We start from the raw sequence: 13,026 nt of genomic DNA, 5'->3' as shown, positions 1-13,026 counted from the left end.
CGCCGTGCATCTCACCGACGAGCAGCGCGCGCTGCGCGACACGGCGGCCGAATTCGCCGCCGAACACCTCGCACCGCACGCGCTGGAATGGGACCGGGACAAGCATTTCCCGGTCGACGTGCTGCGGAAAGCGGCCGAACTCGGCCTCGGCGGGCTGTACCTGCCTGAGGACGTCGGCGGCTCCGCACTGGGCAGGCTGGACGGCGTGCTGGTGTTCGAGGCGCTGGCCACCGGATGCCCGTCGATCGCGGGCTACGTGTCCATTCACAACATGGTCGCCGCGATGATCGACCGGTTCGGCGACGAACGGCAGCGCGACCGCTACCTGCCGCGAATGTCCACTATGGAATCACTGGGCAGCTACTGCCTGACCGAACCGGGGGCCGGTTCGGACGCCGCGGCACTGTCCACGCGAGCCCGCCGCGACGGCGACGAGTACGTGCTGGACGGGGTGAAGCAGTTCATCTCCGGTGCGGGCTCCTCGGAGGTGTACGTGGTGCTGGCCCGTACCGGCGGAGCCGGCGCGAGCGGGATCTCGGCGTTCATTGTGGACCGGGAAACGCAGGGACTTTCCTTCGGCGCCAACGAAAGCAAGATGGGCTGGAACGCCCAGCCGACCCGGCAGGTCGTGTTCGACAGTGTCCGGGTTCCAGCGACGGCGCTGCTCGGCGACGAAGGAGGCGGCTTCCGGGTGGCGATGTCCGCTTTGGACGGCGGGCGGCTCAACATCGCCGCCTGCTCGCTCGGCGGCGCGGACGCCGCGCTGACCAAGACGGTGCGCCACCTGACTGAACGCACGGCATTCGGCGCTCCGCTGTCGGACGCTCAAGCATTGCGGTTCCGGCTCGCCGACATGCGCACCGGATTGGAAGCCGCGCGCACCCTGTTGTGGCGCGCGGCGGACGCGTACGACCGCGGCGATCCGGACGCGACGTCGCTGTCCGCGATGGCGAAACGGTTCTGCACCGACACCGGGTTCGACATCGCCAACGACGCGCTGCAACTGCACGGCGGATACGGCTACCTCGCCGAATACGGCGTGGAGAAGATCGTCCGCGATCTGCGCGTGCACCAGATCCTCGAAGGCACCAACGAAATCATGCGGGTCATCATCTCCCGCCGGATGTTGCGGGAGGCGGCATGAGCGACGTCGAGTTCCTCGTCCACAGCGGACTGGGCCGGATCACCCTGAATCGGCCGAAGGCCCTCAACGCACTGACCCACGGCATGGTCCGGGAAATCGCCGAGCACCTGGAAAAGTGGCGTGCCGACCCGGGCGTGCGCGCGGTGGTGGTCGACGGTGCGGGCGAGCGCGGCCTCTGCGCCGGCGGCGACATCCGGTCGATCTATGAGGACGCCCGTTCCGGCGGCACCGCGTCGCTGGAATTCTGGGCCGACGAATACCGGCTGAACGCGCTGATCGGCCGGTACCCGAAACCGTACGTCGCGATCATGGACGGCTTGGTGATGGGCGGTGGCGTCGGGATTTCCGCGCACGGCAGCCATCGAGTCGTCACCGACCGGTCGCGCGTCGCCATGCCCGAGACCGGCATCGGGTTCGTCCCCGACGTCGGCGGGACCTGGCTGCTGTCCCACGCGCCGGGCCAGCTCGGCACCCACGCCGCGCTCACCACCGCTCAGCTTTCCGGTTCCGACGCGATCCACTGTGGACTCGCCGACCGTTACGTCCCGGCCGACCGGCTCCCGGACTTCTACGACGCGCTGGCCACTCGCACCCCGGACGCGGCACTGGACCTGGTCGCGGAAACCCCGCCGTCGAGCCCGCTCGCCGCAGCGCGGGAGTGGATCGACCGCTGCTACGCGCCGGACACCGTCGAGGACATCCTCGTCCGGCTCCGCGACGGGGGAGAAGCGGCGGTCTCGGCGGCCAAGCAGATCGAGGGCAAATCGCCGATCGCGCTGAAGGTCGCGCTCCGCGCTCTGCGCACCGCGGCCGGGTTGCCGGACCTGGAAAGCGCGCTGGTCCAGGAGTACCGGATCTCGCACCGCGCGCTGTCCTCCGCGGAGCTGGTCGAGGGAATCCGGGCGCAGATCATCGACAAAGACCGGTCGCCCAGGTGGTCTCCGTCCACAGTGGCCGAAGTGACCGACGAGCTGGTCGATTCCTATTTCGCCGATCTCGGCGCCGCTGAGCTGGCGGGGGTGCGGAACTGATGGCCGTCGCTTTTCTGGGTCTGGGCAACATGGGCGGCCCGATGGCCGCCAACCTCGTCAAGGCGGGAGAGCGGGTGGTCGGCTACGACCCGGTCCCCGAGGCGGCGGACGCGGCTGCGACTGCCGGAGTGTCCGTTGTGGACTCGCCAGCCGCCGCGGTGGCCGAGGCGCAGGTCGTGCTCACGATGCTGCCCAGCGGCAAGCACGTCCTGGATCTGTACCGCGAGATCGTCCCGCTCGCGCAACCGGACACGTTGTTCCTCGACTGCTCGACCATCGAGGTCGCCGACGCGCGGGGCGCGGCCGAACTGGCCGTCGCGGCTGGGCACCAGGCCGTCGACGCCCCGGTGTCGGGCGGGGTGGTCGGCGCGACAGCGGGCACGCTGACGTTCATGGTCGGCGGCCGGTCCGAAGCCTTCATCGCCGCGGAACCGTATCTGCACCGGATGGGCGCGAAGTTCGTCTACTGCGGAGACTCCGGGGCCGGGCAAGCAGCGAAGATCTGCAACAACATGATCCTCGGCGTTTCGATGATCGCGGTGAGCGAGGCGTTCGCGCTCGGCCAGGCACTGGGGCTCACCGACCAGGCGCTGTTCGACGTCGCGTCGACCGCGTCCGGCCAATGCTGGGCACTCACCACGAACTGCCCCGTGCCCGGCCCGGTTCCCGCCAGCCCGGCGAACCGCGGATACGAAGGCGGCTTCGCCAGCGGCCTGATGCTGAAAGACCTTCGCTTGGCCCAAGCCGCCGCCGAGGCCGTCGACGTCCGCACCGCACTGGGCAAACACGCGACCGACCTTTACACCGAGTTCGTCGCCGAAGACGGCCCTGGCCGCGATTTCTCCGCCATCGTCACCACCCTCCGGGAGAACGGAACCGCATGACCGAGACCATCACCGTCGACCGCCCGGCCCCGCGCGTCGCGCAGATCACGCTCAACCGCCCCAAGGCGCTGAACGCGTTGAACCTGCAGACCATGCGCGAACTCACCGAAGCCGCTGCCGACCTCGACCGTTCCGCCGACGTCGGCGCGATCGTGCTCACCGGCTCGGACCGCGCGTTCGCCGCGGGCGCGGACATCAAGGAAATGGCCCCGCGCACGTACAGCGAAATGCACGCCGAGGACTGGTTCGCCGGCTGGGACGCGCTCACCCGAGTCCGCACCCCGCTGATCGCCGCGGTCGCCGGCCACGCACTGGGCGGCGGCTGCGAACTCGCGATGATGTGCGACCTGCTGCTCGCCGCGGACACCGCGCGCTTCGGCCAGCCCGAAATCACCCTCGGCGTCATCCCAGGCATGGGCGGTTCACAGCGGCTGACCCGCGCGATCGGCAAGGCGAAAGCGATGGACCTGATCCTCACCGGACGCACCCTGAACGCCGAAGAAGCCGAGCGCGCCGGGCTGGTGTCACGGGTCGTTCTGGCGGCGGACCTGCTCGCCGAGGCGATCTCCGTCGCCGAGAAGATCGGGTCCATGTCGTTCGTCGCCGCGACGACGGCCAAGGAGGCGGTGAACCGGGTGTTCGAGTCCACGCTGGCCGAAGGCGTCTTGTTCGAGCGGCGGGTGTTCCACGCGCTGTTCGCGACGCACGACCAGAAGGAAGGGATGGCGGCGTTCGCGGAGAAGCGGGCGGCGGAGTTCAAGCACGCCTGACAGCGTCCGTACGACTGGGCGCTGGTGGCGGGGCCGCCGCGCCTGTGGAGCGCGGCAAGACCCCGGTGTTCACGCCGATCTTCATTTCGGCGCGGATCGCCGGCTGGACCGCGCACATCAGAACAGTTCGCCGCCAATAGCCCGAACTGCCCGTCGAACACCTGCAACGGCAAACCGCAGCGCGCGATCGTCCGCTCGTGATCGCGCGGGCTCGAGCGCGGGGGGAGGAAAAGGCGAGCGTGGGCGGCTAGAGTGGTGGCGCAGCTGGTTCGATCCCCGTGAGTGCCATGGCGGGGATCGAGGCAAGAGGGAACCCGGTGCGAATCCGGGACTGCCCCGCAGCGGTGAGCAGGAACGACCGCCGTCAGTCTCCGCGGAGACAGCACTGAGCCCGGCCGGGCTTGGGAAGCGACGGCCAGTAGGAACCCGGCGCACGCCGGAACGCCCGCGAGTCCGAAGACCTGCCCGCTGTGCACCCGGCAACCGCGGGGTGCAGGCCGTGACCTCGCGGGTTGGGTCGTCGCCGGAATCGGGGCCGGGTGCCGGTCACCGGTTCGGCATGCCCTCCCGCAGGTCCACGCGGACTCGCGAAGGAGAGCCCCGTGACCCAGACCATTCCGACCAGCCGTGCGACCGTGTACGGCTATCCCCGCCAGGGCGCCCAGCGGGAGCTGAAGAAAGCGATCGAGTCCTACTGGAGCGGGCGCAGCGACGCCGATGCCCTGCTCTCGGCCGCCCGTGATCTGCGGCTGAGGAACCTGGTCGAGCTGCGCGAGGCCGGTGTCGACGAGATCCCGAGCAACTACTTCTCGTTCTACGACCACGTGCTTGACACCGCGTGCCTGCTGGGCGCGGTCCCCGAGCGGCACCTCGCGGCCGTCCCGGACGCGACGACCCCGGCCGGTGAGCTGGACCGGTACTTCGCCATGGCGCGCGGCACCGCGGACGCGCCGCCGCTGGAGATGACGAAGTGGTTCGACACGAACTATCACTACCTGGTGCCGGAGCTGGGGCCGGACACCCGGTTCGCGCTGAATCTGGCGAAGCCGCTGACCGAGTTCGCCGAGGCGCTGGACCAAGGCGTCACGACCCGGCCGGTGCTCGTCGGACCGGTCACCTTCCTGCTGTTGGCCAAGGACCCGACCGGCACCGAGGGCTTCCGGCCCCTGGACCTGCTCGACCGGATCGTGCCGCTGTACGCCGACCTGTTGCGGCAGCTGCGCGAAGCCGGCGCGGAGTGGGTTCAGCTCGACGAGCCCGCTCTTGTGACCGACCAGCCGGCCGACGTGCTGGCCAAGGTCGCCGAAACCTACGAAACGCTGGCCGCGGGGGAGATCCGTCCGAAGATCCTCGTCGCCTCGTACTTCGACCGGCTCGGCGAGGCGCTGCCGGTGCTGGCCTCGTCGCCGGTCGAGGGCCTGGCCCTGGACTTCACCAACAACGCGGCGGCCAACCTGGACGACCTCGCCGCTGCGGGCGGCATCGAGAACAAGCGCCTCGTCGCGGGCGTGGTCAACGGGCGCAACATCTGGGCCGCCGACCTGCCCGCCGCGCTGGGCACCCTGGGCACGCTGCTCGGGCTGGCCGGTTCGGTGGACGTCGCCGCGTCCTGCTCGCTGCTGCACGTGCCGCTGGACGTCACGCTCGAAACCGGTCTCGACCCCGAGATCGCGGGCTGGCTCTCGTTCGCCCGGCAGAAACTCGACGAGATCGTCGCCCTGCGCCGCGGCCTGACCGAGGGCCGCGCCGCGATCGGCAACGTCCTCCACATCAACGAGAGCCGTCTGGCCTCGCGCGCGGCGTCGCCGATCGTGCGGGTGCCCGCGGTCCGCGAGCGGGTCGCCGGTGTCACCGACGCCGACCTGCACCGCGCCAGTCCGTACGGGAAGCGCCGTCAGGCCCAGCAGGACCGGATCCACCTGCCCCAGCTGCCGACGACGACCATCGGCTCGTTCCCGCAGACGCAGGAGTTGCGCAAGGCCCGCGCGGCTCTGCGCAAGGGCGAACTGGACCAGGAAGCCTACGCCGAGGCGATGCGCGCCGAGATCCGCGCGGTCATCGCCGAGCAGGAGCGGATCGGCCTGGACGTGCTGGTGCACGGCGAGCCGGAGCGCAACGACATGGTGCAGTACTTCGGCGAGCAGCTCACCGGGTTCCTGGCCACCCAGCACGGCTGGGTCCAGTCCTACGGCACCCGCTACGTCCGGCCGCCGCTGATCGTCGGCGACGTGGCGCGTCCCGAGCCGATGACCGTCGAGTGGTCCGCCTACGCCCAGAGCCAGACCGAACGGCCGGTCAAGGGCATGCTGACCGGCCCGGTCACGATGCTGGCGTGGTCGTTCGTGCGGGACGACCAGCCCGAGGGCGACACCGCCCGCCAGGTCGCGCTCGCGCTGCGCGACGAGGTGCTGGACCTGGAGCGCGCGGGCATCTCGATCATCCAGGTCGACGAGCCCGCACTGCGCGAAACCCTCCCGCTGCGCACCGGGGAACGCGCCGCCTACCTGGACTGGGCCGTCGCGTCGTTCCAGCTGTCCACCTCGGGAGTGCGGGACGACACCCAGGTTCACACCCACATGTGCTACGCCGAGTTCGGCGACGTGCTGCAGGCCATCATCGACATGGACGCCGACGTGATCAGCCTGGAGGCGGCCCGCTCGAACATGGCCATCGTCGCGGGTCTCGCCGAGGCCGGCTATCCCAACGAGGCGGGCCCCGGGGTGTGGGACATCCACTCGCCGCGCGTCCCGTCCGTCGAGGAGATCGCCGGGCACCTGCGCACCGCCGTCGCGGCGTTCCCCGCCGAGCGGCTGTGGGTCAATCCCGACTGCGGGCTCAAGACCCGCGGCTACCCCGAGGTGCGGGCCACCCTCGCGAACCTGGTCGAGGCGACCGGTCGGCTGAGGGCGCGCCCGTGACGAGCGGGCAGCTTTCGCCGCGGCGGGCGGTCTTTCCGCCCGCCGCGGTTCCCGCGCAGCGGACCGTGCCCTTGCGCACGGTCCGGGACCGGCTGGCCGCGGGCACGCCGGTGCTTTCGCTGGAGTTCATGCCGCCGCGCGCGACCGACGACGCGGACCGGATCTGGCAGAACGTGCGCAGGCTGGAGTCGCTGCGCCCGGGTTTCGTGTCGGTGACCTACGGCGCCGGCGGGTCGACCCGCGACAACACCGTCGCGGTCGCCTCGCGGATCGCCCGGGACACCACGATGTTGCCGGTGGCGCATCTGACCGCGGTCGGCCATTCGGTCGGGGAGCTGCGGTCGTTCGTCGGCGCGCTGGCCGACGCCGGGGTCGTCAATGTGCTGGCGCTGCGGGGAGACCCGCCGGGCGACGTCAGCGGCGAGTGGGTTCGCCATCCGGAAGGCCTGGCGTACGCGAGCGAACTCGTCCGGCTGCTGCGGGATCACGGCGATTTCTGTGTCGGCGTGGCAGCCTTCCCGCACGGGCATCCGCGCTCGGCGAGCGTCGAGGACGACACCGCGCGTTTCGTCGCGAAGTGCCGGGAGGGTGCGGATTACGCGATCACGCAGATGTTCTTCGACGCCGACGACTACCTGCGGCTGCGGGACCGGGTCGTCGCGGCGGGGTGCGAGACGCCGATCATCGCCGCGCTGATGCCGGTCACGACGATGCGGACCATCGCGCGCTCGGAGCAGCTGTCCGGCGCGCCGTTCCGGGCGCGGCTGGCGGCTCGGTTCGCCGCCGTCGCGGACGATCCCCGAGCCGTGCGTGCGCTCGGCATCGAACAGGCGATCCTGTTGTCGCGACGGTTGCTGTCCGAAGGGGTGCCGGGGCTGCACTTCATCACGTTCAACTTCGCTCGAGCCACCGCGGAGGTCGTCGCCGAACTCGCAGTGCCCTCGTAATGCCCCCGAAACCGCGCCGGATCCAGGTCGACGGGGCCGAACTGGTCGTGCTCACCGGCGCCGCCTACGAGAGCCTGGCGGGTCAGCGTCGCCAGGCGGGTGCGCAAGGGGCCCGCGTGCGCGCGTTGCGCACGCAGCTCGAGCAGCTCAGTTCGTTCGTCGATCAGATCGAGCGCGCCGCGGCCGCTCTGCCCGAATGCCCGCCCGCGTTGTGCGCGGAGTGCGAGCAGGGCGGCAGCGGGTGCGCGCGGGCGGCGCTGGCCGCGCAACTGGCGAAACGCCCCGGCCGCGGCGGAAACCGCGAGTCTTGACCCGCGCTCCGCGGAATCTTGCTGTTGTGAAAGGAAAAACAATGCTCGAAGAGTTCGGCGTGCGGACATGACGATCGATCGGTCGCCGCTGCCCGGGCTGGACCGCCCCGCTCCCGTCACGAGGCCGGATGTCGGTCCGCTGAAGGTGATGGGCGTCCTCAACGCCACCCCGGACTCGTTCTGGTCCGGCAGCCGGTACGAAGCCGCCGAGCGGGCCGTCGCGGCCGGACAGGAGATGTTCGCCGCCGGTGCCTGGGCGGTCGACGTCGGCGGCGAGTCCACCCGCCCCGGAGCCGCCCCGGTCTCCCCGGACGAGGAACTGGACCGGATCGCCCCGATCGTGTCCGCCCTGGCGAAGCACGGACGCGTCTCGGTCGACACCCGCCACCCCGAGGTCGCCGAAGCGGCCGTGCGCCGCGGCGCTTCGATCGTCAACGACGTCTCCGGCACTCTGCATCGGCTCGCCGCCCGCCTCGGGACCGGCTACGTCGGCATGCATTCGACGGCGGTGCCGGTGCTGCCCGGCGCCCAGCCGGGCTACGACGACGTGGTCACCGAGGTGAGCGCGCACTTGCTGGGCGTCTCGGCCGCGGCGCGCTCCGCCGGGGCCGGGGAACTGTGGATCGACCCGGGAATCGGCTTCGGCAAAGACGTCGAGGACAACCTGCGCCTGCTGCGCGGGCTGCCGCGGCTGTGCGCCCTGGGCATCCCGGTCCTGCTCGGGGTCAGCCGCAAGTCGTTCATCGGCGAGATCACCGGCCGCGGCGTCGAAGACCGGCTTCCCGGCTCGCTGGCGCTGGTCGCCCCGGCGTGGTCGGCCGGGGTGGACGTCATCCGGGTGCACGACGTCCCGGAAACCCAGGACACCGTCGCGATGCTCGAAACGGTCTGGGGCCGTCGGCGGTGACGCCGGGCCGCGGGGGCTAGGGGCCCCTAGCCCCCGCGGCAGAAGCGTTCCCCGCCCGGCTTCCGTGATAGATCTCTAGGCCTAGCAAGTGCTCGCGGAAACGGGGAAGCCGGTGCGAATCCGGCGCGGTCCCGCCACTGTGACCAGAGCTGCGCAGCTCTGGAAGTCAGGTCGCCGTCCGCGGGTGTCGATCACGAAGCCCACGCGGATGGAGCTGACGAATCATGTCCAAAATCGTTCTGTGGCGCCCGATGTACGAGCAATCGGGGGCCGATCGGCTGCGCGAACTCGGCGCGGAGGTCGTCGTGGTGGACTCCTCCGAGGAGTCCGAGATCGTCGCGGCGGCCTCCGACGCGGACGCGCTGTGGGTCCGCTACCCGGAAAACTCACCCGGCGCGTGCTCGAAGCGGCGCCCCGGCTGAAGGTCGTCTCCACCTCCGGGTTCGGCACCGACAACGTCGACCTCGACGCGGCGACCGAACTGGGCGTCCTGGTGGTCAACCACGTCGGATTCGGTCGGATCCCGGTCAGCGAGCACACGGTCATACTCATCCTAGCACTGCTCAAACAGCTGCCGTGGGCGATGACCGCCACCCGGGAAGGCACCGGCTGGAGCGCGCGCAGCGACCTGGACGGCGTCTTCGAATTGCACGGCAAAACCGTCGGCGTGATCGGGATGGGCTACGTGGGCAGCGAAATCGCCCGCAAACTGGCTCTCGGGTTCGGCGCGACCGTGCTGGGCTACGACCCCTACGCCGACCCTCGCCTGGGCAATCTGGCCGGCGCCGAGATGGTGTCCACAGTGGACGAACTGCTGTCCCGCTCGACGATCCTCGCCCTCGCGCCCGCGCTCGACGACACCTCCCGGGAGATGATCGGCGCCGTCGAACTGGCCCGCATGCCGCGCGGTTCCTTTGTGGTCAACTGCTCCCGCGGCGGAGTCGTCGACACCGACGCCCTCGCCGACGCCCTCGAATCCGGGCAGATCGCAGGCGCGGCCGTGGACGTGGTGGAACCCGAGCCGCTGCCGCCGGGCCACCGGCTGCTCACTCATCCGCGTGCCGTCGTCACTCCGCACATCGCCGGTCTCACCGCCGAGACAATCGTGCGCATGACCGATTCCGCGGTCGCCCAGCTGACCGACGCGCTGGCCGGACGGCTGCCCGCGTGCCCGGTCAACGGCCAGGTGTGGGACAGCTCCGCCTCCCTCGCCAGGTTCGCTCCGGGGACGCCGCGATGAACCGCACCAGTCCGGCGGAAACACCGCTCGGCGACGCGTTCCACCTCTACGACACGACGTTGCGCGACGGGGCGCAGAGCGAAGGGATCTCCTACTCCGTGGAGGACAAGCTCGCCGTGGCGCGGCTGCTGGACGGCCTCGGCGTGGGATTCATCGAGGGCGGCTGGCCCGGCGCCATGCCGAAGGACACCGAGTTCTTCCGCCGCGCGGCCGAAGGAGAACTGCGACTGCGGCACGCCGCGCTCGTCGCGTTCGGCAGCACCCGCAAACCCGGCCGGTCCGCGGACCAGGACCCGCAGGTGCGCGGACTGCTGGCGTCCGGAGCCCAGGTGGTGACGTTGGTGGCGAAAGCCGACCGCCGGCACATCGAACGCGCGTTGCGCACCGACGTCGCCGAGAACCTCGCGATGATCGCCGACACCGTGCGGTTCCTGACCGCCGAGGGCCGCCGGGTGTTCCTCGACGCCGAGCATTTCTTCGACGGCTACCACCGTGATCCGGACACCGCGCTGCGCGTACTGGAGTCCGCGATGGAGGCCGGTGCCGACGTCGCGATTCTGTGCGACACCAACGGCGGCCAGCTCCCGGCGCGGCTGGCCGAAACGGTGCACGAGGTCGCGGAGCGGACCGGTTTCCGGGTCGGCGTCCACTGCCACGACGACACCGGATGCGCGGTGGCGAATTCGGTCGCCGCGGTGCAGGCGGGCGCCACCCATGTCCAGGTCACCGCCAACGGCTACGGCGAACGGACGGGCAACGCGAATCTCTTCACCGTGGCCGGCAACCTGACGACCAAACTCGACCTGCCGGTGCTGCCGCCGTCCGGGCTGAGCCAGCTGACCCGCGCCTCCTCGGCGATCGCGAAGATCGCCGAGGTCGCCGAAGACCCTCGCCGTCCCTATGTCGGCGCGTCGGCGTTCGCGCACAAGGCCGGTCTGCACGCCAGCGCGATCAAGGTCGACCCCGGCCTCTACCACCACCTCGACCCGGCGGCAGTCGGCAACCGCGCCCGCATTCTGATCACCGAACTGGCCGGACGGGCCAGCCTCGAACTCAAGGCCGCGGAGTTCGGCCTGGCCGTTGCGCCCGCGATCCTGGACAAGGCGATGCGGAGAGTGAAGGCGCTGGAGGCGTCCGGGTGGTCCTTCGAAGCCGCGGACGCGTCGCTCGAATTGTTGCTGCACGACGAACTGGGCGACCAGGCGGAGCCGATCGAGCCGGTGTCGTGCCGGCTTCTTCCCGACGTCCGCGCCGGTTCGGCGGCAACGGCCCAGATACGCGTCGGGGACGCCGTCATGTCCGCGACAACAGACGGTGCGAGCCCGGTGGAAGCGGTGCAGACCGCGGTCCGGCAAGCGGTGCTGCCGCACCTGCCCTGGCTCGCCGAGGTGCACTTCATCGAGTGCGAGGTGCGAACCCTGATCGCCGGCGGGAGCCCGGTGACGCGGGTGCGGATCGTGTCCGGCGACCGGACCGGCCGGTGGAGCACCGTCGGCGCGCACGCCACCCTCGCGCAGGCCTGCGCGATCGCGGCGTGCGACGCCTTGGCGTACCACCACCTGCGGCTCCGGAACAATGAGGTCGCTTTGCTGGCGCCTGAGCCCATGTGAATCCCGGTTGAGGGGTCCATCGCGGCTACGACCATTGCGGCGTCGGTCAGAGCTGCGGCCAGTTGAGTACACGAGTGCGGACCGTCCCCGCTCGCGTGGGGAGAACACGCCCCGGTCCTTGAAAGCCCAGCCAGTGTCGGGAACACCCCCGTTCGGAGGCCAGTGGCGGCGGCATTGCCTCCTGTCGGTTGGTGATCTCGGTAACGTGCCGCCGCCCTGGCCGGGCCTCGGGCAGGGCTACATGCAGACGGTCCCAAGTCTGACCAGCGCGTTTCGAACGGGATGCTGGTGGTCGAGGGCACTTTCCGGGTTGGCAAGCCTGGCGGTGATATCTGATGTCCTCTGACCGGCGCAGCTTCACCTGTCAACCGCCGGCTGGTTACGGCGGCGTTGTCAGGGCTGTCACCGCGCTCATGAGCGCGGTTGTTGGTCTGACGTTTCTGTTTGGTTTCGGCAACGTTCTCAGCTTGGCGCTCCGGCTCGGCGTGCCTGCTTGGGTCGCGCCCTTGGTTGCCCCTGCGGTTGACCTGTCGATCCTGGGACTTCTTCTTGCTGTGCGGCACCTCGCGCTTGCGGGCGCGTCTCCGGAGGTGCTGCGACCTGCTCGCCGCTTACTGGTTTTCGCGAGCGCGGTCACTCTTGCGTTGAACGTGGCCGAGCCTCTTGCCTCAGGGCAATTCGGGAAGGGAGCGTTCGACTCGGTGGGGCCGTTGCTGTTGATTGGCTGGGCAGAGGTCGGTCCTGGGCTGTTGTTGGCGATTGGCAATCAGCTCACTTACAGGACGCCAGTACGCGAGGCCGATCAGTCCGACCTGGCGGTCCGTTCGGACTACTATGAAGACGTCGTCGCGGGCGCGACGGCTCAACTCGACCAGGACTTCGTGCAGCCGAGCGCCGAGCAGACAGTTCGCAGTCGCATGTCCGATGTACTCTTGACCCAGGCGCGGAAAGAAGATGCGGCTCATCGCGCAATGCACCAGAAGCCGATATCAGCTGACACGCTGCGTATCCAACTCAGAGTAGGTGCCGCGCGGTCTCGCCAGCTCGTCAAGATAGTTCGATCCGAGTTCGAGGAGCGAATGGCTGCCCGGCAACGTGATGAGGCAGCGATGAACGAGACGCCGTCGTTGCCCACTTAAGCCAGTGGAGCAGGCAAGCGAAGTCACTAGGACCGCCGATCCGGCTCGTCGCTCCGGCTCGGGGCGGCTTCGTCAGGTGCGGTTGGGTTACCGGTGGGAGGAGTTGGCCCGGGTCTGCGCGCTAT

12 protein-coding genes and 2 riboswitches are annotated in these 13,026 nt (G+C 70.2%); all 12 genes read left to right on the top strand.

What is annotated here, in order from left to right; all coding sequences use genetic code 11:
* The first annotated feature begins 4 nt into the window (after window positions 1–4).
* The 12 genes from PUT80_RS24265 to PUT80_RS24210 all read left to right on the top strand — a co-directional run bounded on the left by PUT80_RS24265 (window position 5) and on the right by PUT80_RS24210 (window position 12,901).
* On the top strand, window positions 5–1,144 hold the full coding sequence (locus PUT80_RS24265) for an acyl-CoA dehydrogenase family protein (protein ID WP_275293589.1): 1,140 nt from the start codon (window positions 5–7) through the stop codon (window positions 1,142–1,144).
* The gene (locus PUT80_RS24260) at window positions 1,141–2,175 is read left to right on the top strand and encodes an enoyl-CoA hydratase/isomerase family protein (protein WP_275293588.1); all 1,035 of its coding nucleotides are present in this window, start codon (window positions 1,141–1,143) and stop codon (window positions 2,173–2,175) included. Before PUT80_RS24265 ends, PUT80_RS24260 begins: the two co-directional genes overlap by 4 nt.
* Complete coding sequence (gene mmsB / locus PUT80_RS24255; protein ID WP_275293587.1) at window positions 2,175–3,059, top strand: 3-hydroxyisobutyrate dehydrogenase; 885 nt, start codon at window positions 2,175–2,177, stop codon at window positions 3,057–3,059. Before PUT80_RS24260 ends, mmsB begins: the two co-directional genes overlap by 1 nt.
* Window positions 3,056–3,829 (top strand): enoyl-CoA hydratase, encoded by a 774-nt coding sequence (locus PUT80_RS24250; protein WP_275293586.1) that lies wholly within the window; start codon window positions 3,056–3,058, stop codon window positions 3,827–3,829. The genes mmsB and PUT80_RS24250 overlap by 4 nt, the downstream gene beginning before the upstream one ends.
* Before the next feature lie 263 nt (window positions 3,830–4,092).
* A riboswitch (cobalamin riboswitch) is annotated at window positions 4,093–4,313 on the top strand.
* 118 nt (window positions 4,314–4,431) lie between these two features.
* On the top strand, window positions 4,432–6,747 hold the full coding sequence (gene metE, locus PUT80_RS24245; protein ID WP_275293585.1) for a 5-methyltetrahydropteroyltriglutamate--homocysteine S-methyltransferase: 2,316 nt from the start codon (window positions 4,432–4,434) through the stop codon (window positions 6,745–6,747).
* Between the two features lie 71 nt (window positions 6,748–6,818).
* A complete protein-coding gene (locus tag PUT80_RS24240) occupies window positions 6,819–7,694 on the top strand; it encodes a methylenetetrahydrofolate reductase (RefSeq protein WP_275293604.1) in 876 nt (291 codons plus the stop codon).
* Window positions 7,694–8,005 carry a hypothetical protein gene (locus PUT80_RS24235; RefSeq protein WP_275293583.1) on the top strand — a complete coding sequence of 104 codons (312 nt, stop codon included), beginning with the start codon at window positions 7,694–7,696 and terminating at the stop codon, window positions 8,003–8,005. The genes PUT80_RS24240 and PUT80_RS24235 overlap by 1 nt, the downstream gene beginning before the upstream one ends.
* 67 nt (window positions 8,006–8,072) lie before the next feature.
* Complete coding sequence (folP, locus tag PUT80_RS24230) at window positions 8,073–8,912, top strand: dihydropteroate synthase (protein WP_275293582.1); 840 nt, start codon at window positions 8,073–8,075, stop codon at window positions 8,910–8,912.
* A 59-nt stretch (window positions 8,913–8,971) separates the two neighbouring features.
* Window positions 8,972–9,110, top strand: a riboswitch (cobalamin riboswitch).
* A gap of 26 nt (window positions 9,111–9,136) precedes the next feature.
* Window positions 9,137–9,334 carry a hypothetical protein gene (locus tag PUT80_RS24225; protein WP_275293581.1) on the top strand — a complete coding sequence of 66 codons (198 nt, stop codon included), beginning with the start codon at window positions 9,137–9,139 and terminating at the stop codon, window positions 9,332–9,334.
* Entirely contained in the window at window positions 9,310–10,152 is an 843-nt protein-coding gene (locus PUT80_RS24220; protein ID WP_275293580.1) for an NAD(P)-dependent oxidoreductase, read from the top strand. Before PUT80_RS24225 ends, PUT80_RS24220 begins: the two co-directional genes overlap by 25 nt.
* Window positions 10,149–11,762: a citramalate synthase gene (gene cimA, locus PUT80_RS24215; RefSeq protein WP_275293579.1), complete on the top strand. Its 1,614-nt coding sequence runs from the start codon at window positions 10,149–10,151 to the stop codon at window positions 11,760–11,762. The genes PUT80_RS24220 and cimA overlap by 4 nt, the downstream gene beginning before the upstream one ends.
* Before the next feature lie 335 nt (window positions 11,763–12,097).
* A complete protein-coding gene (locus PUT80_RS24210) occupies window positions 12,098–12,901 on the top strand; it encodes a hypothetical protein (RefSeq protein ID WP_275293578.1) in 804 nt (267 codons plus the stop codon).
* Window positions 12,902–13,026: the final 125 nt, after the last annotated feature.

This window comes from Amycolatopsis sp. La24 (genome assembly GCF_029087445.1).
In the GTDB taxonomy this organism is placed as follows: Bacteria; Actinomycetota; Actinomycetes; order Mycobacteriales; family Pseudonocardiaceae; genus Amycolatopsis; species Amycolatopsis nivea.
This window is presented reverse-complemented; position numbering and strand designations above follow the sequence as displayed.

Bases quoted from the DNA above. Each gene is read 5' to 3' on its own strand.
- cimA (WP_275293579.1), top strand. From the start codon at position 10,149: ATGAACCGCACCAGTCCGGCGGAAACACCGCTCGGCGACGCGTTCCAC.
- PUT80_RS24235 (WP_275293583.1), top strand. From the start codon at position 7,694: ATGCCCCCGAAACCGCGCCGGATCCAGGTCGACGGGGCCGAACTGGTC.
- PUT80_RS24260 (WP_275293588.1), top strand. From the start codon at position 1,141: ATGAGCGACGTCGAGTTCCTCGTCCACAGCGGACTGGGCCGGATCACC.
- PUT80_RS24250 (WP_275293586.1), top strand. From the start codon at position 3,056: ATGACCGAGACCATCACCGTCGACCGCCCGGCCCCGCGCGTCGCGCAG.
- folP (WP_275293582.1), top strand. From the start codon at position 8,073: ATGACGATCGATCGGTCGCCGCTGCCCGGGCTGGACCGCCCCGCTCCC.
- mmsB (WP_275293587.1), top strand. From the start codon at position 2,175: ATGGCCGTCGCTTTTCTGGGTCTGGGCAACATGGGCGGCCCGATGGCC.
- PUT80_RS24225 (WP_275293581.1), top strand. From the start codon at position 9,137: ATGTCCAAAATCGTTCTGTGGCGCCCGATGTACGAGCAATCGGGGGCC.
- PUT80_RS24210 (WP_275293578.1), top strand. From the start codon at position 12,098: ATGTCCTCTGACCGGCGCAGCTTCACCTGTCAACCGCCGGCTGGTTAC.